Raw genomic sequence first — 22,908 nt, forward strand, 5'->3', positions numbered from 1 at the left:
TTGAGGGCAGGGCGCCCTGCTTGAGTGATTTTCGAATTTGCGGCCGGAGGCGACCGGCACGCGAGGAGAAGACGATGAACCAAGAAATTATGAATCTCTTCAACCCGACGACGCCGGCTCAGGTCTTCGACCAGATCCGGATCTCGATCGCGTCTCCAGAGAAGATTCTGTCCTGGTCCTACGGCGAGATCAAGAAGCCGGAGACCATCAACTACCGCACCTTCAAGCCCGAGCGCGACGGCCTGTTCTGCGCCCGCATCTTCGGGCCGATCAAGGATTACGAGTGCTTGTGCGGCAAGTACAAGCGCATGAAGTACAAGGGCATCATCTGCGAGAAGTGCTCGGTCGAGGTCACGCTGTCGCGCGTCCGGCGCGAGCGCATGGGCCATATCGAGCTCGCAGCGCCCGTCGCCCACATCTGGTTCCTGAAGTCGCTGCCCTCGCGCATCGGCCTCCTGCTGGACATGACGCTGAAGGATCTCGAGCGGATCCTCTACTTCGAATACTACGTCGTGCTCGAGCCGGGCCTCACCGCGCTGAAGGACCGCCAGCTGCTGTCGGAAGACGAGTATCTGAAGGCGCAGGACGAGTACGGCCAGGACAGCTTCACCGCCATGATCGGCGCGGAAGCGATCCGCGAGCTGCTCAAGGGCATGGACCTCGAGAAGCTCGAGGCGACCTTGCGCCTCGAGATGCAGGAGACCGACTCCGACATCAAGCACAAGAAGCTCGCCAAGCGCCTGAAGATCGTGGAAGCGTTCCGCCACTCCGGCAACAAGCCGGAATGGATGATCATGACCGTGGTCCCGGTGATCCCGCCGGACTTGCGTCCGCTGGTGCCGCTCGACGGCGGCCGCTTCGCGACCTCGGACCTCAACGACCTCTACCGCCGCGTCATCAACCGCAACAACCGCTTGAAGCGGCTGATGGAGCTGCGCGCGCCCGACATCATCATCCGCAACGAGAAGCGCATGCTTCAGGAAGCGGTCGATGCGCTGTTCGACAACGGCCGCCGCGGCCGCGTCATCACGGGCGCCAACAAGCGCCCGCTGAAGTCGCTCGCCGACATGCTCAAGGGCAAGCAGGGCCGCTTCCGCCAGAACCTGCTCGGCAAGCGCGTCGACTATTCGGGCCGTTCGGTGATCGTGGTCGGTCCCGAGCTGCGCCTGCATCAGTGCGGCCTGCCGAAGAAGATGGCGCTCGAGCTGTTCAAGCCGTTCATCTATTCGCGGCTCGACGCCAAGGGCCTGTCCACAACGGTGAAGCAGGCCAAGAAGCTGGTCGAGAAGGAGCGGCCCGAGGTCTGGGACATCCTGGATGAGGTCATTCGCGAGCATCCGGTGCTGCTCAACCGCGCACCGACGCTGCATCGTCTCGGCATCCAGGCGTTCGAGCCCGTGCTGATCGAGGGCAAGGCGATCCAGCTTCACCCGCTGGTCTGCTCCGCGTTCAACGCCGACTTCGACGGCGACCAGATGGCCGTGCACGTCCCGCTGTCGCTCGAAGCGCAGCTGGAAGCGCGCGTCCTGATGATGTCGACCAACAACATCCTGCATCCGGCGAACGGACAGCCGATCATCGTGCCGTCGCAGGACATCGTGCTCGGCCTCTACTACGTCTCGATCATGCGCGAAGGCCTGCCCGGCGAGGGCAAGGTGTTCGGCGAGATGGCCGAGCTCGAGCACGCGTTGCATGCGAAGGTCATCCACCTCCACACCAAGATCAAGTACCGGTGGGAAGGCGTCGACGAGACCGGCAAGATCTCGAAGCGCTGGATCGAGACCACCGCCGGCCGCGTCATGCTCGGCAATTTGCTGCCGAAGAACCCGCGCGTCCCCTACGAGATCATCAACAAGCTGATGACCAAGCGCGAGATCTCGGGCGTCATCGACCAGGTCTACCGCCACTGCGGCCAGAAGGAGACGGTGATCTTCTGCGACCGCATCATGGCGCTCGGCTTCTATAACGCGTTCAAGGCCGGCATCTCGTTCGGCAAGGACGACATGGTCGTGCCAAACTCCAAGTGGAAGATCGTCGACACCACCCGTACGCTGGCGAAGGATTTCGAGCAGCAGTACAACGACGGTCTGATCACCCACGGCGAGAAGTACAACAAGGTCGTCGACGCCTGGTCGAAGGCCACGGAAGAAATCGCCAAGGCGATGATGAAGGAGATCTCCGCCACCAAGAAGACGGCGGCCGGAGCCGATGCCGACATCAACTCGATCTACATGATGGCTCACTCCGGTGCCCGTGGTTCGCCGGCCCAGATGCGCCAGCTCGCCGGCATGCGCGGCCTGATGGCCAAGCCGTCGGGCGAGATCATCGAGACGCCGATCATCTCGAACTTCAAGGAAGGCCTCTCGGTGCTCGAGTACTTCAACTCGACCCACGGCGCCCGCAAGGGTCTCGCGGACACCGCGTTGAAGACCGCGAACTCGGGCTACCTGACCCGTCGTCTCGTCGACGTCGCGCAGGACTGCATCATCACGCAGAGCGACTGCGGCACCAAGCTCGGCATCAAGATGCGCGCCATCGTCGATGCCGGCACCGTGGTTGCTTCGCTCGGTTCGCGCATCCTCGGACGCACGGCCTGCGAAGACATCCGTGACAGCTCGGGCAAGGTGATCATCAAGCGCGATACGCTGATGGAAGAAAGCCATCTGGACGCCATCCAGCAGGGTGGTGTGCAGGAGGTGAAGATCCGCTCGGCACTGACCTGCGAACTCGTCAACGGCATCTGCGGCAAGTGCTACGGCCGCGACCTCGCCCGCGGCACGCCGGTCAACCACGGCGAAGCGGTCGGCGTCATCGCGGCGCAGTCGATCGGCGAGCCGGGCACCCAGCTCACGATGCGTACGTTCCACATCGGTGGTGCGGCGCAGCTCAACGAGCAGTCGTTCGTCGAAGCCAATTTCGACGGCAAGATCGTGATCCGGAACAAGGCCATCGCCCGCAACAGCGAAGGTCACCTGGTCGCGATGGTGCGCAACATGGTGGTGGCGATCGTCGATGCCGACGGCACCGAGCGTGCGACGCACCGTGTCCAGTACGGCTCGCGCCTGCATGTCGACGAAGGTGACATGGTCAAGCGCGGCCAGCGCGTCGTCGAGTGGGATCCCTACACCCGTCCGCTACTCACCGAGGTCGAAGGTACCATCGGCTTCGAGGATCTGGTCGAGGGGCAGTCGATCTCGGAAACGCTCGACGAAGCCACCGGTATCGCCAAGCGCGTGGTCATCGACTGGCGCTCGACCCGCGGCGGTGCGGACCTGCGTCCGGCGATCGTGGTCAAGGGCAAGGACGGCAAGGTGCTCAAGCTCGCCCGTGGCGGCGATGCCCGCTACATGCTGTCGGTCGACGCCATTCTCTCGGTCGACGTCGGCGCCAAGGTCAATCCTGGCGACATCCTCGCCCGTGTCTCGACCGAAAGCGCCAAGACGCGTGACATCACCGGCGGTCTGCCGCGGGTGGCGGAACTGTTCGAGGCACGGCGTCCGAAGGATGCGGCGATCATCGCCGAAATCGCGGGCACCATCCGGTTCGGGCGCGACTACAAGAACAAGCGTCGCATCTCGATCGAGCCGATGGACAAGACCGACGAGCCGCGCGAGTACCTGATCCCGAAGGGCAAGCACATCCACCTTCAGGACGGCGACGTCGTCGAAAAGGGCGACTTCATCGTGGAAGGCAACCCGGCGCCGCACGACATCCTGGCGGTCAAGGGCATCGAGGAACTCGCGGCCTATCTGGTCAACGAGATCCAGGAGGTCTACCGGCTCCAGGGCGTGCTCATCAACGACAAGCACATCGAGGTGATTGTCCGTCAGATGCTCCAGAAGGTGGAAGTCACCGACCAGGGCGATACGGACATGATCTCGGGCGAGCAGGTCGACAAGATCGAGTTCGACGCGCTGAACGAGAAGGCCAAGGAAGAGGGCAAGAAGCCCGCCACGGGGACGCCGGTTCTGCTCGGCATCACCAAGGCGAGCCTCCAGACCCGTTCGTTCTTCTCGGCGGCCTCGTTCCAGGAGACCACCCGCGTCCTCACGGAAGCGGCGGTCAACGGCAAGGTCGATCCGCTCGAAGGCCTCAAGGAGAACGTCATCGTCGGCCGGCTGATTCCGGCAGGCACCGGCGCCTCCATGGCCAAGATTCGCGAAGTCGCCATGAAGCGCGACAAGCTGATCCTGGACGAGCGCGAGAAGCAGGCGGCGGTCGTGTCGCCCGCGCCGGAAGCGGAGCTTCCTGCGCTGCCGCCCGCGGAATGATCGTTCATCCGTAGGACTACCGAGGACAATGAAAAGGCCGGCGAAAGCCGGCCTTTTTGTTGCTTTGCTTGTCTGTTGCGATGCGGGATCAACCTTTGTTCATCTTTCCTTCAGCCGCAAAAGCGCTTCTGCTAGGAGAGTTTAGACCGGTGGTCCCGTGAAGGGGGCGGGCCGGAGACCACGGAACTCACATGCTTGATCTCGCAATCGTAGGCGGCGGCCCCGGCGGGCTGATGAGCGCTTGGTATCTGAAGCGCAAGCTTGGCGATCTCTGTCGCGTCACCATCTACGAGGCCTCCGATCGGCTCGGCGGCAAGATCGTCACCCGCAAGTTCGATTCCGCACCTGCGATGTACGAGGCCGGCGTTGCCGAGATCTACGACTACTCGATGACCGGGCCGGATCCGCTGCGCGAGCTGATCCAGCATTTCGGGCTGCAGACGATCCCGATGGATGCCGAGCAGGTGCAGTTCGGCGGCGAGCTTCTCGACGACGTGCCGGGCATGCGCCGCAAGTATGGCGCCAAGACCGCCGCAGCGATCGAGGCGTTCCGCAAGCGCTGTGCCGAGGCGATGTCGCCGATCGAATATTACGAGGGCGTCGGCGCGCACGACAACGAGAACCCCTGGGCCTACAAGACCGCCGAGCAGGTGCTCGACGAGGAGGTCGAGGACGAAACCGCAAAGCGCTTCTTCAAGGTGATGGCGCGCTCCGACATCGCCACCGAGAGCCACAACACCAACGGCCTCAACGCGCTCAAGAACTATCTGATGGATGTCGACGGCTATATCGGCCTTTATTCCATCCAGAACGGCAACGAGCAGCTGATCGAGTGCCTGCAGTCGGAGGTGAACGCCGACATCCAGCTCAATCACCGCGTGCTCACAGTCGGCAAGGCGCCGACCGGGCGCTACCAGCTCAAGATGATGAACGGCAAGGGACCGGAGACGCGCGACTTCGATCTCGTGCTGGTCTGCCTGCCGCATTCCTGGCTCGCCACCATGGGGTGGGAAGGCGAACAGCTCCGCAAGTCGATGGTCAAGCACGTCTCTTACTTCGACCGTCCCGCGCACTATTTGCGCGTCTCGATCCTGTTCGACACGCCGTTCTGGGGCGAGAAGATTCCAGGCGCCTGGTTCATGTCGGAAGCGTTCGGCGGCTGCTGCGTCTACAACGAGGGTGCGCGCCACGACGTCGGCAAGCACGGCGTGCTGAACTGGCTGATCCCCGGCTCCGACGCGCTGGCCTTCGCCAATCTGTCCGACCAGGAGCTGATCGATGCCGCGCTGAAATCGCTGCCGGCCTCGCTCGGCGATGCGCGCCTGCATTTCATGGAAGGCAAGATCCACCGCTGGTTGTCGTCGGTGAACGCGATTCCCGGCGGCCTGCCGGTGCGCGACGTCATGACCAATCACCGGCCCGAGCCGAAGGAGCATCCCGGCATCGTGGTGGTCGGCGACTATCTGTTCGACTCGACCCTGAACGGCCTGCTCGACTCCTCGGATGCGGCGACCGACATCATCCTGACCGAGATGATGCGCCTGCGCCGCGAGCGCGCGCAGGACGACAAGCCGCTCTCCGACAAGATCGACCGCGACTATTTCGAGAATTATCGCGGCCTCGGCCCGTATCACGAGGCGTGGCGCCACTTCACCGATCCCGATTACCTCACACGGCTGCTCGGCATCGTCTGGGGCAAGACCAAGGGTGCCAAGCTGCTCGTCGCGGGCTCGGCCAGCGGCGAATTGGTCGGCGCGCTACGCGAGCGCGGCATCGATGCCTTCGGCATCGAGAGCAACCGCGCCATCCACGCCAGGACGCCGAAGGCGCTGAAGAAGTACAACAAGCTCGGCTCGATCACCGACATGCCGTTCAAGGACGGCGCGTTCGACTTCGTGTTCGAGACCAGCCTCTGCCACGTTTCCCCGAAGCAGGTGGTCCGCGCGATCAAGGAACTGAACCGCGTGGTCAAGACCGGCCTCGTGTTCGGCTCGATTACCTCGGACATGGCGCCGGCGCTGATCGACCGCTACGACCTCCTGCGCGGGGTCAAGAAACTCGGCACGTGGTGGGAATGGTCCGAACTGTTCTTCGGCAATGGTTTCGACCTCTCGATGCACCGCAAGGACTGCACCGATGCGCTCTGGGAGGCCACGCTCGCCGCCAACAAGGGGCCGGGGCAGTGGTACGCCGACGCCGACAGTCTGCGCTACTCCTTCTTCGACAAGGACGAGGACGAGGACGAGGACGAGGACTAGCCGCGGGGCGCGCGTCGAATTCGCCAATTGTTTTGCCGAATTCATCCTGATCGCATAGAATCGGTTCAATAGCGGCTTTCCGCTATGTTCTGCTTTCTCTGCGGTCATGCCGGCCGTCAGCATCGGTTGGTTTCATGGCGTCCAAGCCTCTTTCGCCCGACAAACAGAAGCTCGCCGCCGAAGAGGCGGCCGAGCTCGACGACAAGCTCGCCTCGGCTGCCAAGCCGGACCTCGAAGACGACGAGGACGCCGAAGACGAGGCGGACGACGAGCTGGAGCTCGACGACGACGATGAGGACGAGGACCTCGTCGTCTTCACCGCGCGCGAGGCCGCTGGCGCGCTCGCGACCATCGTCGGGTTCGTCAAGCCGTTCCTGGCGAACTACAAGCGGATGCTGTCCTTCGTGGCGTTCGGCGTCTGCGTCGAGACGCTGTTCAACGTCATCATGCCGCTCAGCCTGAAGTTCCTGATCGACGACGCGCTCGGCGAGGAGGATTTCCAGGCGCTGTACAAGATCCTCGGCGTGCTCGCCGTCGCCGGCATCTTCACCTCGATCGTCGCGGTCTGGTACGAGCGCTGGGACGCGCGATTGGCGGCCTGCATCATCTCCGACGTCCGCAAGCGCCTGTTCGAGCACGTTCAGGATCTGCCGGCGGCCTATTTCGGCCGCACCAAGCGCGGCGAGATCCTGTCGCGCTTCTCCGTCGACCTCTCGGCCTTCGAAGGCTCGGTCAAGACGTTTGCCAACAGTGCCGCGCTGCCCTTTCTGGAATTGGTTGCCGGCATCATCCTAATGGTGTTCCTGAACTGGCAGCTCGCGGCGGTCGCGCTGCTCGTGTTCCCGATCACACTGATCGGTCCGCGGATCCTGACGCCGAAGGCGGTGCAGGCCAATTACGAGCAGAAGCTCAACGAAAGCGCGCTGCTCGGCATGGTGCAGGAGAACGTGGCGGCGCAGGCCGTGATCAAGGCGTTCAGCCTGCAGCGCAAGATGTTCGGCTTCTTCACCTTCCGCAACGACGAGACGCGCAACAAGATCGCCTCGGCCGCGTTCCTGTCGACCATGGTGGAGCGGACGGTCACCATCTCGGTGCTGATGCTGCACCTCGTGGTGCTCGCGATCGGCGCCTATCTCGCCACCAAGGGCCAGATCACCATCGGCACCTTCGTCACCTTCGAGAGCGCGTTCTGGGAGGTCTCCTACAACATCGCTCATGTCATGCATTTCATCCCGGTGTCGATCTCCTCGGCCGCGGCGATCCGGCACATGCAGGAGCTGCTGGACGAGCCGACTCGCGCTGCCGACCGCCCCGGCGCACCCGACCTGCCGCGCATCACCAACGACATCACCTTCGATCACGTCACCTTCCAGTACGAGGGCAGCCAGACGCCGGTGCTGGACAATCTCAGCCTCAAGCTCAATGCGGGCAAGCGCATCGCGATCGTCGGCCCGAGCGGCTCCGGCAAGAGCACGTTGCTCAATTTGATCCTGCGGCTTTACGTGCCCGACGAGGGCCGCGTCACCATCGACGGTGTCGACGTCCGCAAGGTGACGCTGGATTCGCTGCGCCGGAGCATGGCGGTGGTGTTCCAGGAGAACATGCTGTTCAACATGTCGATCCGCGAGAACATCCGGCTCGGCAAGGAGGGCGCGACCGACGAGGAGGTGGAGGAGGCGGCCAAGAAGGCCGAGATCCACCGCTATATCATGAGCCTGCCGCAGCGATACGACACGCCGGTCGGTGAGCGCGGCGACACCCTGTCGGGCGGCCAGCGCCAGCGCATCGCGATCGCGCGCGCGGTCATCCGCAACCCCTCGGTGCTGCTGCTGGACGAAGCCACCTCGGCGCTGGACCAGACCACGGAAGCCGCGATCAACCGCACGCTGCTCAAGGTCGCCAAGGGACGCACCATGATCTGGTCGACCCACCGCCTGACCTCGGTGGTGGAGATGGACGAGATCATCGTGATCTCGGGGGGCAGGGCGATCGAGCGCGGCTCGCATGCCCAGTTGCTCGCCAAGAACGGGACCTATCGCAAGCTCTGGAACGACCAGATCCACCAGCCGCACGGCGCGGCGGCTCACGCCGACGATGGCAGCGACGATGAGGACGAAGACGACCTCGAGGATGCCGAGGACGAGGACGACGAGGAGGAATGACCGAGCTCGCACCGATTCTATGCGGCCATCGGTGTGCGCTTGATTCCCGACGTGACGATGCGCTCTTCGGTCAGAAAAAGCCCGGTCGGATAGCTCGCATGCGGATAGGTCAGGACCGTCGGAAGCCTCGCGACCGATATCCCGGGCGTTGGTCGCGCCGGGCAACCTCCGCCGATTTTGGTGACGTCCCCGCCGCCGATTGCTGCTGAAGCGGGTCGATTTACCGCTCCCGCGTAAAAAAGGCCGTGCTCCGCGACACAAAAGTACTTTTTGCCCGGATATAAATAGCCGCGAGGCTGGCGAAATGAAGGCTGCGGTCCCATATCGGAGTGGTGCGGCGAGGGCGGCAAACAGCGATTTTGACAGGCTCCTGAAGCGGTTCGTGGCTGTCGTTTCGCCTTGACTTGATCGATTCTCACTTATAGAAAGCGCCTCACTTAACGACAGGCGGTGAGCATCGCCAGCGTCGGAACGGGCCACCCGTTAGATCCCCAAGGACTAGAGCCACAAGGGATCGCTCAAGGCGGGCACCAACCTCGACGAATGCCGCTCAAACGCTGTCGCTCATAGCTAGGCAATGCCAGTGCGATTCTAGTTCTCTTGAGCTTATTCTCTTGAGATCGAATTCGGATGCATGACCTCAGTGCGCGGGCCGCGGCTTTATGCTGACCGGCCTCAATACTGCGGTCCTCTGTGGCGTCGAAGCGCTTTCCGCCCGTTGATGGGGCGGTTGGCGCGATTTCGCTTTGTGCGGATTGTTCCGCGGAAGGTGACCTCGTCGGGCAGGTAGCTCGAAAGAATTTGCAGTCCCGGCGACGGGCTGCGGCAAGACAGCGGATCCGAAAAGGGTCTGCGACAGAACAAAGGGTAAGGCCAGGATGCCGACGATCAACCAGCTGATCGCTCAACCGCGTGAAGTGCAGAAGTCGCGCAAGAAGGTGCCGGCGCTGCAGCAGTCGCCGCAGAAGCGTGGTGTTTGCACCCGCGTCTACACCACGACCCCGAAGAAGCCGAACTCGGCGCTTCGTAAGGTCGCCAAGGTGCGCCTGACCAACGGCTTCGAGGTGATCGGTTACATCCCCGGTGAGGGCCATAACCTCCAGGAGCACTCGGTGGTCATGATCCGCGGCGGTCGCGTCAAGGACTTGCCCGGCGTGCGCTACCACATCCTCCGCGGCGTTCTGGATACCCAGGGCGTCAAGAACCGTAAGCAGCGTCGTTCGAAGTACGGCGCGAAGCGTCCGAAGTAAGCGGGAACCAGGTCCATGTCTCGTCGCCACTCAGCGGAAAAGCGCGAAGTCCTTCCCGATCCGAAGTTCGGGAACATCATCGTCACGAAGTTCATGAACTCTGTGATGTACGCCGGCAAGAAGTCGGTCGCCGAAGGCATCGTCTACGGTGCGTTCGGTATCATCGAAACCAAGACCAAGCAGAACCCGCTCGGCGTGTTCGAGCAGGCGCTCGAGAACGTCATGCCGACGATCGAAGTGCGCTCCCGCCGCGTCGGCGGCGCGACCTACCAGGTTCCGGTCGAAGTTCGTTCGACCCGCCGTCAGGCGCTGGGCATCCGCTGGCTGATCTCCGCTGCGCGTGATCGCAACGAGAAGACCATGACCGAGCGGCTCTCGGCCGAGCTTCTGGACGCCTCGAACAACCGCGGGAATGCCGTCAAGAAGCGCGAAGACGTGCACCGGATGGCGGAAGCCAACCGCGCCTTCTCGCACTATCGCTGGTAACGGCGACACACGGAATCTAAGGAACACCCTATGCCCCGCGTTCATGCCATAGAGAATTACCGCAACTTCGGTATCATGGCGCATATCGATGCCGGCAAGACCACGACCACCGAGCGCATCCTCTATTACACCGGCAAGAGCCACAAGATCGGCGAAGTGCACGAAGGTGCCGCGACGATGGACTGGATGGAGCAGGAGCAGGAGCGTGGCATCACGATCACCTCGGCTGCGACCACTGCATTCTGGGCCGGCAAGCGCCTGAACATCATCGACACCCCCGGCCACGTCGACTTCACCATCGAAGTCGAGCGTTCGCTGCGCGTGCTCGACGGCGCCGTCTGCGTGCTCGACTCGAACCAGGGCGTTGAGCCCCAGACCGAGACCGTCTGGCGCCAGGGCGACAAGTACAAGGTTCCGCGCATCGTCTTCGCCAATAAGATGGACAAGACCGGCGCCGACTTCTTCAAGTGCCTGGCCGACATCGTCGACCGCCTCGGCGCCAAGCCGATCGCGATCCAGCTTCCGATCGGCGCCGAGAACAACTTCAAGGGTCTCGTCGACCTCGTGAAGATGCAGGGCATCATCTGGAACGATGAATCGCTCGGCGCGAAGTTCGATTATGTCGACATCCCGGAAGATCTGGTCGAGCAGGCCAAGGAATACCGCGAGAAGATGGTGGAAGCCGCCGTCGAGCTCGACGACGACGCGATGGCCGCCTATCTCGACGGCAAGGAGCCGGACGAAGAGACGCTGAAGCGGCTGATCCGCAAGGCGGTTCTGACCGGTGCGTTCTATCCGGTGCTGTGCGGCTCGGCCTTCAAGAACAAGGGCGTGCAGCCGCTGCTCGACGCCGTCGTCGACTATCTGCCGTCGCCGATCGACGTGCCCGCGATCAAGGGCACCGACGATCGCGGCAACGAAGTCGTGCGCAAGGCGGACGACAAGGAGCCGCTCGCGCTGCTCGCGTTCAAGATCATGGACGACCCGTTCGTCGGCACCATCACCTTCTGCCGCATCTACTCCGGCGTTCTGCAGAGCGGCACCGGCGTCGTGAACTCGACCCGCGAGAAGAAGGAGCGTATCGGGCGCATGCTCTTGATGCATGCGAACAACCGCGAAGACATCAAGGAAGCCTATGCCGGCGACATCGTCGCGCTGGCCGGCCTGAAGGAAGCGCGCACCGGTGACACGCTGTGCGATCCCGACAAGCAGGTGATCCTCGAGAAGATGGAATTCCCCGAGCCGGTCATCGAGATCGCGATCGAGCCGAAGTCCAAGGCCGACCAGGAAAAGCTGGGCGTGGCGCTGGCCAAGCTCGCTGCGGAGGATCCGTCCTTCCGCGTGTCGACCGACCAGGAGTCCGGCCAGACCATCCTCAAGGGCATGGGCGAACTCCATCTCGACATCAAGGTCGACATCCTCAAGCGCACCTACAAGGTCGACGCCAACATCGGCGCGCCCCAGGTTGCGTTCCGTGAGCGCGTCACCAAGAAGGCCGAGGTCAAGTACACCCACAAGAAGCAGACCGGCGGTACCGGTCAGTTCGCGGAAGTGTCGATCGTGGTCGAGCCGAACGAGCCCGGCAAGGGCTACGAGTTCGAGTCCAAGATCGTCGGTGGTGCGGTTCCGAAGGAATACATCCCCGGCGTCGAAAAGGGCCTCAACAGCGTGATGAGCTCTGGTGTCGTCGCGGGCTTCCCCGTGGTCGACGTCAAGGTTCAGCTCGTCGACGGCAAGTATCACGACGTCGACTCGTCGGCGCTCGCCTTCGAAATCGCATCGCGCGCGGCATTCCGCGAAGCCTTGCAGAAGGGCAAGTCCGTCCTGCTCGAGCCGATCATGAAGGTCGAAGTGGTGACCCCGGAAGACTACACCGGCTCGGTCATCGGCGACCTGAATTCGCGGCGCGGTCAGATCCAGGGTCAGGACATGCGCGGCAACGCCAACGTCATCAATGCGATGGTGCCGCTCATGAACATGTTCGGTTACGTGAATAACCTGCGCTCGATGAGCCAGGGTCGCGCAACCTTCACCATGCAGTTCGACCACTACGCAGAAGCGCCGGCCAACGTGTCGGCAGAAGTCCAGAAGAAGTTTGCCTGATTGTCGTCGGTCACGAACTGACGATTGAACGGAGAGTCAAATGGCCAAAGCAAAGTTTGAACGTAACAAGCCGCACTGCAACATCGGCACCATCGGTCACGTCGACCATGGCAAGACGTCGCTGACCGCGGCGATCACCAAGGTTCTCGCCGAAGCCGGCGGTGCGACGTTCACCGCGTACGACCAGATCGACAAGGCGCCGGAAGAGAAGGCGCGCGGCATCACCATCTCGACTGCGCACGTCGAGTACGAGACGCCGAACCGCCACTACGCCCACGTCGACTGCCCCGGCCACGCCGACTACGTCAAGAACATGATCACCGGCGCCGCCCAGATGGACGGTGCGATCCTGGTCGTGTCCGCCGCTGACGGCCCGATGCCGCAGACCCGCGAGCACATCCTGCTCGCCCGCCAGGTCGGCGTGCCCGCGCTCGTCGTGTTCCTCAACAAGTGCGACATGGTCGACGATCCGGAACTGCTCGAGCTCGTCGAGCTCGAAGTCCGCGAGTTGCTCTCGAAGTACGACTTCCCGGGCGACAAGATCCCGATCATCAAGGGTTCGGCGCTCGCCGCTCTCGAAGATTCCGACAAGAAGCTCGGCCACGACGCCATCCTCGAGCTGATGAAGAACGTCGACGAGTACATCCCGCAGCCGGAGCGTCCGATCGACCAGCCGTTCCTGATGCCGGTTGAAGACGTGTTCTCGATCTCGGGCCGCGGCACCGTCGTGACCGGCCGTGTCGAGCGCGGCATCGTCAAGGTCGGCGAGGAAATCGAGATCGTCGGTCTCCGTGCGACCCAGAAGACGACCGTCACCGGCGTCGAAATGTTCCGCAAGCTGCTCGATCAGGGCCAGGCCGGCGACAACATCGGTGCGCTGCTCCGCGGCACCAAGCGCGAAGACGTCGAGCGCGGCCAGGTGCTGTGCAAGCCGGGTTCGGTCAAGCCGCACACCAAGTTCAAGGCTGAGGCTTACATCCTCACCAAGGAAGAGGGCGGTCGCCACACCCCGTTCTTCACCAACTACCGTCCGCAGTTCTACTTCCGCACCACCGACGTGACCGGTGTCGTGCACCTGCCGGAAGGCACCGAGATGGTGATGCCGGGCGACAACATCGCGATGGAAGTGCACCTGATCGTGCCGATCGCGATGGAAGAGAAGCTCCGCTTCGCGATCCGCGAAGGTGGCCGCACCGTCGGCGCCGGCGTCGTCGCCTCGATCATCGAGTAACAAGCGAATAGGGAATGGTGAGTGGCGAATAGGGATTTCTATTCGCTACTCGCTACTCGCCACTCACTAAAGAAAGCACGGCAATGAACGGCCAAAACATTCGTATCCGTCTCAAGGCGTTCGACCATCGTATCCTCGATACGTCGACCCGCGAGATCGTGAACACGGCGAAGCGCACCGGCGCGCAGGTCCGCGGACCCATTCCGCTGCCCACCCGCATCGAGAAGTTCACCGTCAACCGTTCGCCCCACGTCGACAAGAAGAGCCGCGAGCAGTTCGAGATGCGCACTCACAAGCGCCTGCTCGACATCGTCGATCCGACCCCGCAGACCGTCGATGCTTTGATGAAGCTCGATCTGGCCGCCGGTGTCGACGTCGAGATCAAGCTCTAAGATTTTTGGATCCCGTTCGCTTAAAGCGGACAGAAAGAACAGGAAGCAAGCCGATGCGCTCCGGAGTGATCGCACAAAAGGTCGGGATGACGCGGGTCTTTACTGAGGCCGGCGAACATATCCCCGTGACCGTGCTGAAGCTCGGCAATTGCCAGGTCGTGGGCCACCGTACCGAAGAGAAGAACGGTTACGTGGCGCTCCAGCTTGGTTCTGGTGCCCGCAAGACCGTTTACATGCCCAAGGCGGAGCGCGGCCAGTTCGCGGTCGCCAAGGTCGAGCCGAAGCGCCGGGTCGAGGAATTCCGCGTCACCGCGGATGCCATGATCCCGGTCGGCGCCGAGATCCTTGCCGACCACTTCGTCGTCGGCCAGTTCGTCGACGTCACCGGCACCTCGGTCGGTAAGGGCTTTGCCGGCGGCATGAAGCGCTGGAACTTCGGCGGTCTGCGCGCCACGCACGGCGTCTCGGTCTCGCACCGCTCGATCGGTTCGACCGGTGGCCGTCAGGACCCCGGCAAGACCTGGAAGAACAAGAAGATGCCCGGCCACATGGGTGTCGACCGCATCACCACGCTCAACCTTCGCGTCGTTCAGCTCGATGTCGAGCGCGGCCTGATCCTCGTCGAAGGCGCCGTTCCCGGCTCCAAGGGCGGCTGGATCCGCGTGCGCGACGCCGTCAAGAAGCCGCTGCCGAAGGAAGCTCCGAAGCCCGGCAAGTTCAAGGTTGCCGGTGGCGAAGCCGAGGCTGCGGCCCAGCAGGAGGGTGCGTGAGATGGAATTGAAGGTCACCACCCTCGAAGGTAAGGAAGCCGGCTCGGTCCAGCTGTCCGACACCATTTTCGGCCTCGAGCCGCGCCAGGACATCATTGCGCGTTGCGTGCAGTGGCAGCTCAACAAGCGTCAGGCCGGCACGCACAAGGCGAAGGGCCGCGCCGAGATCTGGCGCACCGGCAAGAAGATGTACAAGCAGAAGGGCACCGGCGGTGCTCGTCACGGCTCGGCCCGCGTGCCGCAGTTCCGCGGCGGTGGCCGTGCCTTCGGTCCGGTGGTGCGTTCGCACGCCACCGATCTGCCGAAGAAGGTCCGTGCGCTGGCGCTGAAGCATGCGCTCTCGGCCAAGGCCAAGGACGGCGATCTCGTCGTGATCGAGAAGGCCGCGCTGGAAGCCGCCAAGACCAAGGCGCTGCTCGGTCACTTCTCGGGCCTGGGTCTGACCAACGCGCTGATCATCGACGGCGCCGAGCTCAACAACGGCTTCGCCGCTGCGGCCCGCAACATCCCGAACATGGACGTGCTGCCGATCCAGGGCATCAACGTCTACGACATCCTGCGCCGTCAGAAGCTCGTTCTGACCAAGGCCGCCATCGATGCGCTGGAGGCGCGCTTCAAATGACGAAGAACATCGAGGCTCGCCACTACGACGTGATCCTGTCGCCGGTCGTGACCGAAAAGGCAACGATCGCCTCGGAGCACAACAAGGTGCTGTTCAAGGTGGCCGCCAAGGCGACCAAGCCGCAGATCAAGGAAGCGATCGAGAAGCTGTTCGACGTCAAGGTCAAGAGCGTCAACACGCTGGTCCGCAAGGGCAAGACCAAGATCTTCCGCGGCAATCTCGGCTCGCAGTCGAACACCAAGCGCGCGATCGTGACCCTCGAAGAGGGCCACCGGATCGACGTCACCACCGGTCTGTAAGGTCGTACGACGATGGCACTGAAGACATTCAATCCTACGACGCCGGGCCAGCGCCAGCTGGTCATGGTCGATCGTTCGGCCCTCTACAAGGGCAAGCCGGTCAAGGCGCTCACCGAGGGCAAGCACTCCTCGGGCGGCCGCAACAACACCGGTCGCATCACCGTGCGTTTCCGTGGCGGTGGCCATAAGAAGACGCTGCGCACCGTGGATTTCAAGCGCGAGAAGATCGACGTCCCCGCGACGGTCGAGCGTCTCGAGTACGATCCGAACCGCACCGGCTTCATCGCGCTGATCAAGTATCAGGACGGCGAGCAGGCCTACATCCTGGCGCCGCAGCGCTTGGCCGTCGGTGACACCATTATCGCGGGCAACTACGTCGACGTGAAGCCGGGCAATGTCATGCCGCTCGGCAACATGCCGGTCGGCACGATCATCCACAACATCGAGGTCAAGATCGGGAAGGGCGGCCAGCTCGCCCGTTCGGCTGGCACCTACGCCCAGCTCGTCGGCCGCGACCAGGACTACGTGATCATCCGCCTGAACTCGGGCGAGCAGCGCCTGGTGCACGGCCGTTGCCGCGGCACGATCGGCGCGGTGTCGAACCCGGATCACATGAACACCTCGATCGGCAAGGCCGGCCGCAACCGTTGGCTGGGCCGCAAGCCGCATAACCGCGGTGTTTCGATGAACCCGATCGACCATCCGCACGGCGGTGGTGAAGGTCGTACCTCGGGCGGTCGCCACCCGGTCACCCCGTGGGGCAAGCCGACCAAGGGCAAGAAGACCCGCACCAACAAGTCGACCAACAAATTCATTCTCCTAAGCCGCCACAAGCGGAAGAAGTAAGGAACGCCGGACATGGTTCGTTCAGTCTGGAAAGGCCCGTTCGTCGAGGGTTCTCTGCTCAAGAAGGCAGATGCCGCCCGCGCGTCCGGCCGTCACGACGTCATCAAGATCTGGAGCCGTCGCTCGACGATCCTGCCGCAGTTCGTCGGCCTGACCTTCGGCGTCTACAACGGTCAGAAGCACGTGCCGGTGGCCGTCAACGAGGAAATGGTCGGTCACAAGTTCGGCGAGTTCTCGCCGACCCGGACCTTCCATGGCCACTCCGGCGACAAGAAAGCCAAGAAGGCTTGAGGATTAAACGATGAGCAAACCTAAGCGCGAACGGAGCCTCGCCGAAAACGAGGCCAAGGCGGTCGCCCGGATGCTGCGGGTGAGCCCGCAGAAGCTCAACCTGGTCGCCCAGCTCATTCGCGGCCGGAAGGCAGCTGCTGCGCTCGCCGATCTGCAGTTTTCGCGCAAGCGGATCGCGGTCGACGTGAAGAAGTGCCTGGAATCGGCTATCGCCAATGCCGAGAACAATCACGATCTCGACGTGGACGATCTCGTCGTGGCGCAGGCCTTCGTCGGCAATGGCCTCGTGATGAAGCGCTTCGCCGCCCGTGGCCGTGGCCGCTCGGGCCGTGTCTACAAACCATTTTCGCAGCTGACGATCATCGTTCGTCAGGTCGAAGCCGAAGCAGCCGCTTAAGGGCGCAGGAGAACACGATGGGTCAAAAGATCAATCCGATCGGTCTGCGTCTCGGCATCAACCGCACCTGGGATTCCCGCTGGTTCGCCGGCAAGCAGGAATACGGCAAGCTGCTGCACGAAGACGTCAAGATCCGTGAGATCCTGCACAAGGAGCTCAAGCAGGCGGCCGTCGCCCGCATCGTGATCGAGCGTCCGCACAAGAAGTGCCGCGTCACCATCCACTCGGCTCGTCCGGGCGTGGTGATCGGCAAGAAGGGCGCGGACATCGACAAGCTGCGCAAGAAGGTCGCGGACATCACTTCGTCCGACGTCGTCATCAACATCGTCGAGATCCGCAAGCCGGAGCTCGATGCGACGCTGGTGGCCGAGTCGATCGCGCAGCAGCTCGAGCGCCGCGTGGCGTTCCGCCGTGCCATGAAGCGCGCCGTTCAGTCGGCGATGCGTCTCGGCGCGGAAGGCATCCGCATCAACTGCTCGGGTCGTCTGGGCGGTGCGGAAATCGCGCGCATGGAGTGGTACCGCGAAGGTCGCGTGCCGCTGCACACGCTGCGCGCCGACATCGACTACGGCGTTGCGACCGCGTTCACGACCTTCGGCACCTGCGGCGTCAAGGTCTGGATCTTCAAGGGCGAGATCCTCGAGCACGATCCGATGGCCCAGGACAAGAGAATGGCCGAAGGCGAGACGGGTGGCAGTGGTGATCGTGGTGGCCGTCAGCGCCGCGATACGGCTGCAGCCTAAAGCCGCACAGGAATTTGAGGGCTTAAAGCCATGATGCAACCTAAGAAAACGAAGTTCCGGAAGGCGCATAAGGGCCGCATCCACGGCGTTGCGTCTTCGGGCGCGACGTTGGCGTTCGGCCAGTTCGGCCTGAAGGCGACCGAGCCTGAGCGCGTCACCGCGCGCCAGATCGAAGCCGCTCGCCGCGCGCTGACCCGCCACATGAAGCGCGCCGGCCGCGTCTGGATCCGCGTGTTCCCCGACGTTCCGGTGTCGAAGAAGCCGGCCGAAGTCCGCATGGGCTCCGGCAAGGGTTCGCCGGAATTGTGGGTCGCGCGCGTCAAGCCGGGCCGGGTGCTGTTCGAGATCGACGGCGTCAACACCCAGACGGCGCGTGAGGCGCTGACCCTGGCGGCCGCCAAGCTGCCGATCAAGACGCGCTTCGTCGAGCGCATTGCGGAGTAATGGCCATGGCCCAGATGAAGATCGAAGACATCCGCGCGATGAGCCCCGACCAGCAGGACGACGCCGTCCTGAACCTGAAGAAGGAGCGCTTCAACCTGCGCTTCCAGCGCGCCACCGGGCAGCTCGAGAACACCTCGCGCCTGCGCGAGGCCCGCCGTGACATCGCCCGGATCAAGACCGTCGCCGCGCAGACGCGCGCGAAGAAGAAGTAAGAGGCTTACGAAGATGCCGAAACGTACTTTGCAGGGCGTGGTCGTCAGCGACAAGCAAGCCAAGACCATCGTGGTGCGCGTTGATCGCCGCTTCACGCACCCGATCTACAAGAAGACGATCCGCCGTTCGAAGAACTACCACGCGCACGACGAGAGCAACGAGTTCAAGCCGGGCGACATGGTGTGGATCGAGGAATCGAAGCCGATTTCGAAGTTGAAGCGCTGGGTCGTGATCCGGGGCGAACACAAGAAAAGCGCCTGATCTGTTGGCTTTAGCCGACTGACTTCAGGGAAATGTTGAGCGCCGGCTGGGCTGGCGCAAATAGAAGAGGACGAGGTGCATCAATGATTCAGATGCAGACCAACCTCGACGTGGCCGACAATTCTGGCGCACGCCGTGTCATGTGTATCAAGGTGCTCGGGGGCTCCAAGCGCCGCTACGCCACGATCGGCGACATCATCGTCGTTTCGATCAAGGAAGCAATTCCGCGTGGCAAGGTGAAGAAGGGCGACGTGATGAAGGCCGTCGTGGTGCGCGTCCGCAAGGACATCCGCCGCGCCGACGGTTCGGTCATCCGCTTCGACCGTAACGCCGCCGTTCTGATCAACAACCAGTCCGAGCCGGTCGGCACCCGTATCTTCGGGCCCGTGCCGCGCGAGCTGCGCGCGAAGAACCACATGAAGATCATCTCGCTCGCGCCGGAGGTGCTGTGATGGCTGCCAAGATCCGCAAGGGCGACAAAGTCGTCGTGCTGACCGGCCGCGACAAGGGCCGCACCGGTGAAGTGTTCGAAGTGCGTCCCGACGCCGGCACGGCGCTGGTGCGCGGCATCAACATGGTCAAGCGTCATCAGAAGCAGACGCAGGCCCAGGAGGGCGGCATCATCTCGAAGGAGTCGCCGATCCAACTGTCCAACATCGCGTATGTCGGCAAGGACGGAAAGCCGACCCGCGTCGGATTCAAGATTCTGGCGGACGGCAAGAAGGTCCGCATCGCCAAGAGCTCGGGAGCTGAGATCGATGGCTGAGGCCGCTTACACGCCGCGCCTGCGCGCGGAATACGATGCGAAGATCCGCACGGCCATGACCGAGAAGTTCGGTTATGAGAACGTCATGCAGGTTCCGCGTCTGGACAAGGTCGTGCTGAACATGGGCGTTGGCGATTCCGTCAACGATCGCAAGAAGGCCGAGACCGCCGCTGCCGAGCTGACCCAGATCGCAGGCCAGAAGGCCATCGTGACCTATTCGCGTATCGCGATCGCGACCTTCAAGCTGCGTGAAAACCAGCCGATCGGCTGCAAGGTCACGCTGCGCAAGGCCCACATGTACGAGTTCATCGATCGCCTGGTGACGGTCGCGCTGCCGCGCGTCCGCGACTTCCGCGGCCTGAACCCGAAGAGCTTCGACGGCCGCGGCAACTACTCGCTCGGCATCAAGGAGCACATCATTTTCCCCGAGATCGACTTCGACAAGGTCACGGAAGCCCGCGGCATGGACATCACCGTCTGCACCACGGCCAAGACCGACGAAGAGGCGAGGGCCTTGTTGACCGCTTTCAATTTCCCGTTCCGGCAGTGAGACGCTGACCTAAAGCCTCTCAAACGCGGATACCCAGGAGCCAAGCATGGCAAAGAAGAGTTCAGTCGAGAAGAACAACCGGCGCAAGCGGATGGTGAAGAACGCCGCCGCCAAGCGCGAGCGGTTGAAGGCGATCATCGCCGACAAGAAGCTGCCGATGGAGGAGCGTTTCGCTGCGACGTTGAAGCTGGCGGAAATGCCGCGCAACTCGTCGGCAACCCGCATCCGCCTGCGTTGCGAGCTGTCGGGTCGCCCGCGCTCGAACTACCGCAAGAACAAGCTGTCCCGTATCGCGCTGCGCGAACTTGGCTCCAAGGGCATGGTCCCGGGCCTCGTGAAGTCCAGCTGGTAAGGAGGGTCGTTTAGATGTCTACGCACGATCCAATCAGCGATCTGATCACCCGTATCCGCAACGCGCAGATGCGCTCCAAGACCAAGGTCTCCACGCCTGGCTCGAAGATGCGCGAGAACGTGCTCGAGGTCCTCAAGTCCGAGGGCTACATCCGCGGTTACGCCACGCTCGAGCATTCCTCGGGCCGCAGCGAGATCGAGATCGAGCTGAAGTATTTCGACGGCGAGCCCGTCATCCGCGAGATCGAACGTGTTTCCAAGCCCGGGCGTCGCGTCTACGCCTCGGTGAAGAACCTGCCGCGGGTCAACAACGGGCTCGGCATTTCGGTGTTGTCGACGCCGAAGGGGATCATGGCCGACCACAGCGCGCGCGACGCGAATGTGGGCGGTGAAGTCCTCTTCACGGTGTTCTGAGAAGGATTTTTGATCCATGTCACGTGTTGGCAAAAGGCCTGTGGCGGTGCCGTCGGGTGTTACCGCGACCGTCGATGGGCAGACCGTCAAGATGAAGGGGCCGAAGGGCCAGCTTCAGTTCGTCGTTCATGACGACGTCGAGGTGAAGCTCGAGAGCGGCCAGATCAAGGTCAAGCCGCGGCTCGAGACCAATCGCGCGCGCGCGCTCTATGGTACCGCTCGCGCCCAGGTCGCGAATCTGGTCGAAGGCGTCACCAAGGGCTTCGAGAAGAAGCTCGAGATCACCGGCGTCGGTTACCGCGCCGCGATGCAGGGCAAGAACCTGCAGCTCGCGCTCGGCTACAGCCACGACGTGATCTACACGATCCCCGAGGGGATCACGATCACCGTGCCGAAGCCGACCGAGATCACGGTGGCGGGCAGCGACATCCAGCGCGTCGGCCAGGTTGCGGCCGAGATCCGCGGTTATCGCCCGCCGGAGCCCTACAAGGGCAAGGGCGTGAAGTATGTTGGCGAATTCATCTTCCGCAAGGAAGGCAAGAAGAAGTAACGGAGCCGGTCATGTCCAAAGCCAAGGTTACCAATGCCCGGCGCAAGCGGAGTGTGCGGCTGAAGCTGCGCCGCTCCGGTGGTGGTCGTCCGCGTCTGTCGGTGTTCCGCTCGTCCAAGCACATCTACGCCCAGGTCATCGACGACCTCAAGGGCGAGACGCTGGCCTCTGCCTCGTCGCTCGAGAAGTCGATGCGCGACGGCGGCAAGACCGGCGCCGACATCGATGCAGCGAAGGCGGTCGGCAAGCTGCTGGCCGAGCGCGCCGCCGAGAAGGGCGTCAAGGAAGTCGTGTTCGATCGCGGCAGCTACCTCTACCACGGGCGCGTCAAGGCTCTTGCCGACGCGGCGCGTGAGAGCGGGCTGAGCTTCTAACAGAATTTGAGGATTGAGGCGCAAGCCTCTGAAGGATTGGAAAAATGGCAGAACGCGAACAACGTGGTGGACGCGATCAACGCGGCGGCGGCGGACGTGAACGCAGGGAGCGCGAGGAGCGCGACAGCGAGTTCGTCGACAAGCTCGTCCACATCAACCGCGTGGCCAAGGTCGTCAAGGGCGGCAAGCGCTTCGGTTTCGCAGCGCTGGTCGTGATCGGCGACCAGAAGGGCCGCGCCGGCTTCGGTCACGGCAAGGCGCGCGAAGTGCCGGAAGCGATCCGCAAGGCCACCGAGTCCGCCAAGCGCAACCTGACCCGCGTCTCGCTGCGCGAGGGCCGCACGCTCCATCACGACATCGCCGGCCGTCATGGCGCGGGCCGTGTCTACCTGCGTGCAGCTCCCGCCGGTACCGGCATCATCGCCGGCGGCCCGATGCGCGCCGTGTTCGAAACGCTCGGCGTCCAGGACGTGGTCGCCAAGTCGATCGGCTCGTCGAACCCCTACAACATGGTTCGCGCGACCTTCGACGCGCTGAAGCATCAGGATTCGCCGCGTTCGGTCGCAGCCCGCCGCAACATCAAGGTGTCCACTCTGCAGTCCCGCCGTATCGGTGGTGATGCCGAGGCGGCCGCCGACTAACGGAAGCTCTGGAGTAGACTCCCATGGCCAAGGCCAGCAAGACGATCAAGCTCGAGCAGACCGGCAGCGCGATCCGCCGCCATCACTCGCAGCGCTCGACGCTGATCGGGCTCAAGCTCAACAAGATCGGTCGCACCAGCGAACTGCAGGACACCCCGGCGGTCCGTGGCATGATCGAGAAGGTTCACCATCTCGTCCGCATCGTCGACGAGAAGTAAATAAG

27 protein-coding genes are annotated in these 22,908 nt (G+C 63.2%); all 27 read left to right on the plus strand.

Features of this window, described 5'->3' with window-relative positions; translation table 11 throughout:
* Positions 1 to 74 precede the first annotated feature (74 nt).
* A complete protein-coding gene (rpoC, locus tag GGD67_RS37060; RefSeq protein ID WP_018322257.1) occupies positions 75 to 4,271 on the plus strand; it encodes a DNA-directed RNA polymerase subunit beta' in 4,197 nt (1,398 codons plus the stop codon).
* Positions 4,272 to 4,462: 191 nt separating this feature from the next.
* On the plus strand, positions 4,463 to 6,529 hold the full coding sequence (locus GGD67_RS37065) for an FAD-dependent oxidoreductase (RefSeq protein ID WP_179739853.1): 2,067 nt from the start codon (positions 4,463 to 4,465) through the stop codon (positions 6,527 to 6,529).
* Between the two features lie 134 nt (positions 6,530 to 6,663).
* Entirely contained in the window at positions 6,664 to 8,691 is a 2,028-nt protein-coding gene (locus GGD67_RS37070; protein ID WP_179739855.1) for an ABC transporter ATP-binding protein, read from the plus strand.
* Between the two features lie 878 nt (positions 8,692 to 9,569).
* The gene (gene rpsL / locus GGD67_RS37075; protein ID WP_007603006.1) at positions 9,570 to 9,941 is read left to right on the plus strand and encodes a 30S ribosomal protein S12; all 372 of its coding nucleotides are present in this window, start codon (positions 9,570 to 9,572) and stop codon (positions 9,939 to 9,941) included.
* A gap of 15 nt (positions 9,942 to 9,956) precedes the next feature.
* The gene (gene rpsG / locus GGD67_RS37080) at positions 9,957 to 10,427 is read left to right on the plus strand and encodes a 30S ribosomal protein S7 (RefSeq protein WP_018322260.1); all 471 of its coding nucleotides are present in this window, start codon (positions 9,957 to 9,959) and stop codon (positions 10,425 to 10,427) included.
* A 30-nt stretch (positions 10,428 to 10,457) separates the two neighbouring features.
* Positions 10,458 to 12,530 (plus strand): elongation factor G, encoded by a 2,073-nt coding sequence (gene fusA / locus GGD67_RS37085; RefSeq protein WP_018322261.1) that lies wholly within the window; start codon positions 10,458 to 10,460, stop codon positions 12,528 to 12,530.
* Between the two features lie 40 nt (positions 12,531 to 12,570).
* Positions 12,571 to 13,761: an elongation factor Tu gene (tuf, locus tag GGD67_RS37090; protein ID WP_008136415.1), complete on the plus strand. Its 1,191-nt coding sequence runs from the start codon at positions 12,571 to 12,573 to the stop codon at positions 13,759 to 13,761.
* Positions 13,762 to 13,844: 83 nt separating this feature from the next.
* On the plus strand, positions 13,845 to 14,153 hold the full coding sequence (gene rpsJ / locus GGD67_RS37095) for a 30S ribosomal protein S10 (protein ID WP_002712302.1): 309 nt from the start codon (positions 13,845 to 13,847) through the stop codon (positions 14,151 to 14,153).
* Positions 14,154 to 14,206: 53 nt separating this feature from the next.
* On the plus strand, positions 14,207 to 14,923 hold the full coding sequence (gene rplC / locus GGD67_RS37100) for a 50S ribosomal protein L3 (RefSeq protein ID WP_018322262.1): 717 nt from the start codon (positions 14,207 to 14,209) through the stop codon (positions 14,921 to 14,923).
* A 1-nt stretch (position 14,924) separates the two neighbouring features.
* Entirely contained in the window at positions 14,925 to 15,545 is a 621-nt protein-coding gene (gene rplD / locus GGD67_RS37105) for a 50S ribosomal protein L4 (RefSeq protein WP_020508797.1), read from the plus strand.
* Positions 15,542 to 15,844, plus strand: a complete 303-nt coding sequence (locus GGD67_RS37110) for a 50S ribosomal protein L23 (protein WP_018322264.1) — start codon at positions 15,542 to 15,544, stop codon at positions 15,842 to 15,844. Before rplD ends, GGD67_RS37110 begins: the two co-directional genes overlap by 4 nt.
* Before the next feature lie 12 nt (positions 15,845 to 15,856).
* Positions 15,857 to 16,690, plus strand: a complete 834-nt coding sequence (gene rplB, locus GGD67_RS37115) for a 50S ribosomal protein L2 (RefSeq protein ID WP_018322265.1) — start codon at positions 15,857 to 15,859, stop codon at positions 16,688 to 16,690.
* A 12-nt stretch (positions 16,691 to 16,702) separates the two neighbouring features.
* The gene (rpsS, locus tag GGD67_RS37120) at positions 16,703 to 16,981 is read left to right on the plus strand and encodes a 30S ribosomal protein S19 (protein WP_008136357.1); all 279 of its coding nucleotides are present in this window, start codon (positions 16,703 to 16,705) and stop codon (positions 16,979 to 16,981) included.
* A gap of 10 nt (positions 16,982 to 16,991) precedes the next feature.
* Positions 16,992 to 17,378 (plus strand): 50S ribosomal protein L22, encoded by a 387-nt coding sequence (gene rplV, locus GGD67_RS37125; RefSeq protein WP_008136353.1) that lies wholly within the window; start codon positions 16,992 to 16,994, stop codon positions 17,376 to 17,378.
* A 17-nt stretch (positions 17,379 to 17,395) separates the two neighbouring features.
* The gene (gene rpsC / locus GGD67_RS37130; protein ID WP_014494500.1) at positions 17,396 to 18,121 is read left to right on the plus strand and encodes a 30S ribosomal protein S3; all 726 of its coding nucleotides are present in this window, start codon (positions 17,396 to 17,398) and stop codon (positions 18,119 to 18,121) included.
* A 30-nt stretch (positions 18,122 to 18,151) separates the two neighbouring features.
* Positions 18,152 to 18,565 (plus strand): 50S ribosomal protein L16, encoded by a 414-nt coding sequence (gene rplP, locus GGD67_RS37135; RefSeq protein ID WP_008136349.1) that lies wholly within the window; start codon positions 18,152 to 18,154, stop codon positions 18,563 to 18,565.
* 5 nt (positions 18,566 to 18,570) lie between these two features.
* Positions 18,571 to 18,777, plus strand: a complete 207-nt coding sequence (gene rpmC, locus GGD67_RS37140) for a 50S ribosomal protein L29 (RefSeq protein WP_026202715.1) — start codon at positions 18,571 to 18,573, stop codon at positions 18,775 to 18,777.
* Positions 18,778 to 18,790: 13 nt separating this feature from the next.
* Positions 18,791 to 19,039, plus strand: a complete 249-nt coding sequence (rpsQ, locus tag GGD67_RS37145; RefSeq protein ID WP_007603028.1) for a 30S ribosomal protein S17 — start codon at positions 18,791 to 18,793, stop codon at positions 19,037 to 19,039.
* A gap of 83 nt (positions 19,040 to 19,122) precedes the next feature.
* Positions 19,123 to 19,491, plus strand: a complete 369-nt coding sequence (gene rplN, locus GGD67_RS37150) for a 50S ribosomal protein L14 (protein WP_007603030.1) — start codon at positions 19,123 to 19,125, stop codon at positions 19,489 to 19,491.
* Complete coding sequence (rplX, locus tag GGD67_RS37155) at positions 19,491 to 19,805, plus strand: 50S ribosomal protein L24 (RefSeq protein ID WP_007603031.1); 315 nt, start codon at positions 19,491 to 19,493, stop codon at positions 19,803 to 19,805. Before rplN ends, rplX begins: the two co-directional genes overlap by 1 nt.
* Positions 19,798 to 20,355, plus strand: a complete 558-nt coding sequence (gene rplE, locus GGD67_RS37160; RefSeq protein ID WP_018322267.1) for a 50S ribosomal protein L5 — start codon at positions 19,798 to 19,800, stop codon at positions 20,353 to 20,355. Before rplX ends, rplE begins: the two co-directional genes overlap by 8 nt.
* Before the next feature lie 46 nt (positions 20,356 to 20,401).
* On the plus strand, positions 20,402 to 20,707 hold the full coding sequence (gene rpsN, locus GGD67_RS37165) for a 30S ribosomal protein S14 (protein WP_018322268.1): 306 nt from the start codon (positions 20,402 to 20,404) through the stop codon (positions 20,705 to 20,707).
* A 14-nt stretch (positions 20,708 to 20,721) separates the two neighbouring features.
* Positions 20,722 to 21,120 (plus strand): 30S ribosomal protein S8, encoded by a 399-nt coding sequence (rpsH, locus tag GGD67_RS37170; RefSeq protein WP_018322269.1) that lies wholly within the window; start codon positions 20,722 to 20,724, stop codon positions 21,118 to 21,120.
* Between the two features lie 16 nt (positions 21,121 to 21,136).
* Positions 21,137 to 21,670 (plus strand): 50S ribosomal protein L6, encoded by a 534-nt coding sequence (gene rplF, locus GGD67_RS37175; protein WP_018322270.1) that lies wholly within the window; start codon positions 21,137 to 21,139, stop codon positions 21,668 to 21,670.
* 11 nt (positions 21,671 to 21,681) lie between these two features.
* Positions 21,682 to 22,044 carry a 50S ribosomal protein L18 gene (gene rplR, locus GGD67_RS37180; RefSeq protein ID WP_007603036.1) on the plus strand — a complete coding sequence of 121 codons (363 nt, stop codon included), beginning with the start codon at positions 21,682 to 21,684 and terminating at the stop codon, positions 22,042 to 22,044.
* 44 nt (positions 22,045 to 22,088) lie between these two features.
* Complete coding sequence (gene rpsE, locus GGD67_RS37185; RefSeq protein WP_018322271.1) at positions 22,089 to 22,685, plus strand: 30S ribosomal protein S5; 597 nt, start codon at positions 22,089 to 22,091, stop codon at positions 22,683 to 22,685.
* A 23-nt stretch (positions 22,686 to 22,708) separates the two neighbouring features.
* On the plus strand, positions 22,709 to 22,903 hold the full coding sequence (rpmD, locus tag GGD67_RS37190) for a 50S ribosomal protein L30 (protein ID WP_018322272.1): 195 nt from the start codon (positions 22,709 to 22,711) through the stop codon (positions 22,901 to 22,903).
* Positions 22,904 to 22,908: the final 5 nt, after the last annotated feature.

It is taken from the genome of Bradyrhizobium sp. IAR9 (genome assembly GCF_013408065.1).
Taxonomy (GTDB): domain Bacteria; phylum Pseudomonadota; class Alphaproteobacteria; order Rhizobiales; family Xanthobacteraceae; genus Bradyrhizobium.

Excerpts from the sequence above, each read along its gene's own strand:
- GGD67_RS37065 (WP_179739853.1), top strand. The coding sequence starts at position 4,463 with ATGCTTGATCTCGCAATCGTAGGCGGCGGCCCCGGCGGGCTGATGAGC.
- rplC (WP_018322262.1), top strand. The coding sequence starts at position 14,207 with ATGCGCTCCGGAGTGATCGCACAAAAGGTCGGGATGACGCGGGTCTTT.
- rpsL (WP_007603006.1), top strand. The coding sequence starts at position 9,570 with ATGCCGACGATCAACCAGCTGATCGCTCAACCGCGTGAAGTGCAGAAG.
- rpsG (WP_018322260.1), top strand. The coding sequence starts at position 9,957 with ATGTCTCGTCGCCACTCAGCGGAAAAGCGCGAAGTCCTTCCCGATCCG.
- rplP (WP_008136349.1), top strand. The coding sequence starts at position 18,152 with ATGATGCAACCTAAGAAAACGAAGTTCCGGAAGGCGCATAAGGGCCGC.
- rpsH (WP_018322269.1), top strand. The coding sequence starts at position 20,722 with ATGTCTACGCACGATCCAATCAGCGATCTGATCACCCGTATCCGCAAC.
- rplR (WP_007603036.1), top strand. The coding sequence starts at position 21,682 with ATGTCCAAAGCCAAGGTTACCAATGCCCGGCGCAAGCGGAGTGTGCGG.
- rplB (WP_018322265.1), top strand. The coding sequence starts at position 15,857 with ATGGCACTGAAGACATTCAATCCTACGACGCCGGGCCAGCGCCAGCTG.
- rpsS (WP_008136357.1), top strand. The coding sequence starts at position 16,703 with ATGGTTCGTTCAGTCTGGAAAGGCCCGTTCGTCGAGGGTTCTCTGCTC.
- rpsE (WP_018322271.1), top strand. The coding sequence starts at position 22,089 with ATGGCAGAACGCGAACAACGTGGTGGACGCGATCAACGCGGCGGCGGC.
- tuf (WP_008136415.1), top strand. The coding sequence starts at position 12,571 with ATGGCCAAAGCAAAGTTTGAACGTAACAAGCCGCACTGCAACATCGGC.
- rpsN (WP_018322268.1), top strand. The coding sequence starts at position 20,402 with ATGGCAAAGAAGAGTTCAGTCGAGAAGAACAACCGGCGCAAGCGGATG.
- rpsJ (WP_002712302.1), top strand. The coding sequence starts at position 13,845 with ATGAACGGCCAAAACATTCGTATCCGTCTCAAGGCGTTCGACCATCGT.
- rpoC (WP_018322257.1), top strand. The coding sequence starts at position 75 with ATGAACCAAGAAATTATGAATCTCTTCAACCCGACGACGCCGGCTCAG.
- rpsQ (WP_007603028.1), top strand. The coding sequence starts at position 18,791 with ATGCCGAAACGTACTTTGCAGGGCGTGGTCGTCAGCGACAAGCAAGCC.
- rpmC (WP_026202715.1), top strand. The coding sequence starts at position 18,571 with ATGGCCCAGATGAAGATCGAAGACATCCGCGCGATGAGCCCCGACCAG.
- rpmD (WP_018322272.1), top strand. The coding sequence starts at position 22,709 with ATGGCCAAGGCCAGCAAGACGATCAAGCTCGAGCAGACCGGCAGCGCG.
- rpsC (WP_014494500.1), top strand. The coding sequence starts at position 17,396 with ATGGGTCAAAAGATCAATCCGATCGGTCTGCGTCTCGGCATCAACCGC.
- rplE (WP_018322267.1), top strand. The coding sequence starts at position 19,798 with ATGGCTGAGGCCGCTTACACGCCGCGCCTGCGCGCGGAATACGATGCG.
- fusA (WP_018322261.1), top strand. The coding sequence starts at position 10,458 with ATGCCCCGCGTTCATGCCATAGAGAATTACCGCAACTTCGGTATCATG.
- rplV (WP_008136353.1), top strand. The coding sequence starts at position 16,992 with ATGAGCAAACCTAAGCGCGAACGGAGCCTCGCCGAAAACGAGGCCAAG.
- GGD67_RS37070 (WP_179739855.1), top strand. The coding sequence starts at position 6,664 with ATGGCGTCCAAGCCTCTTTCGCCCGACAAACAGAAGCTCGCCGCCGAA.
- rplN (WP_007603030.1), top strand. The coding sequence starts at position 19,123 with ATGATTCAGATGCAGACCAACCTCGACGTGGCCGACAATTCTGGCGCA.
- rplF (WP_018322270.1), top strand. The coding sequence starts at position 21,137 with ATGTCACGTGTTGGCAAAAGGCCTGTGGCGGTGCCGTCGGGTGTTACC.
- GGD67_RS37110 (WP_018322264.1), top strand. The coding sequence starts at position 15,542 with ATGACGAAGAACATCGAGGCTCGCCACTACGACGTGATCCTGTCGCCG.
- rplD (WP_020508797.1), top strand. The coding sequence starts at position 14,925 with ATGGAATTGAAGGTCACCACCCTCGAAGGTAAGGAAGCCGGCTCGGTC.
- rplX (WP_007603031.1), top strand. The coding sequence starts at position 19,491 with ATGGCTGCCAAGATCCGCAAGGGCGACAAAGTCGTCGTGCTGACCGGC.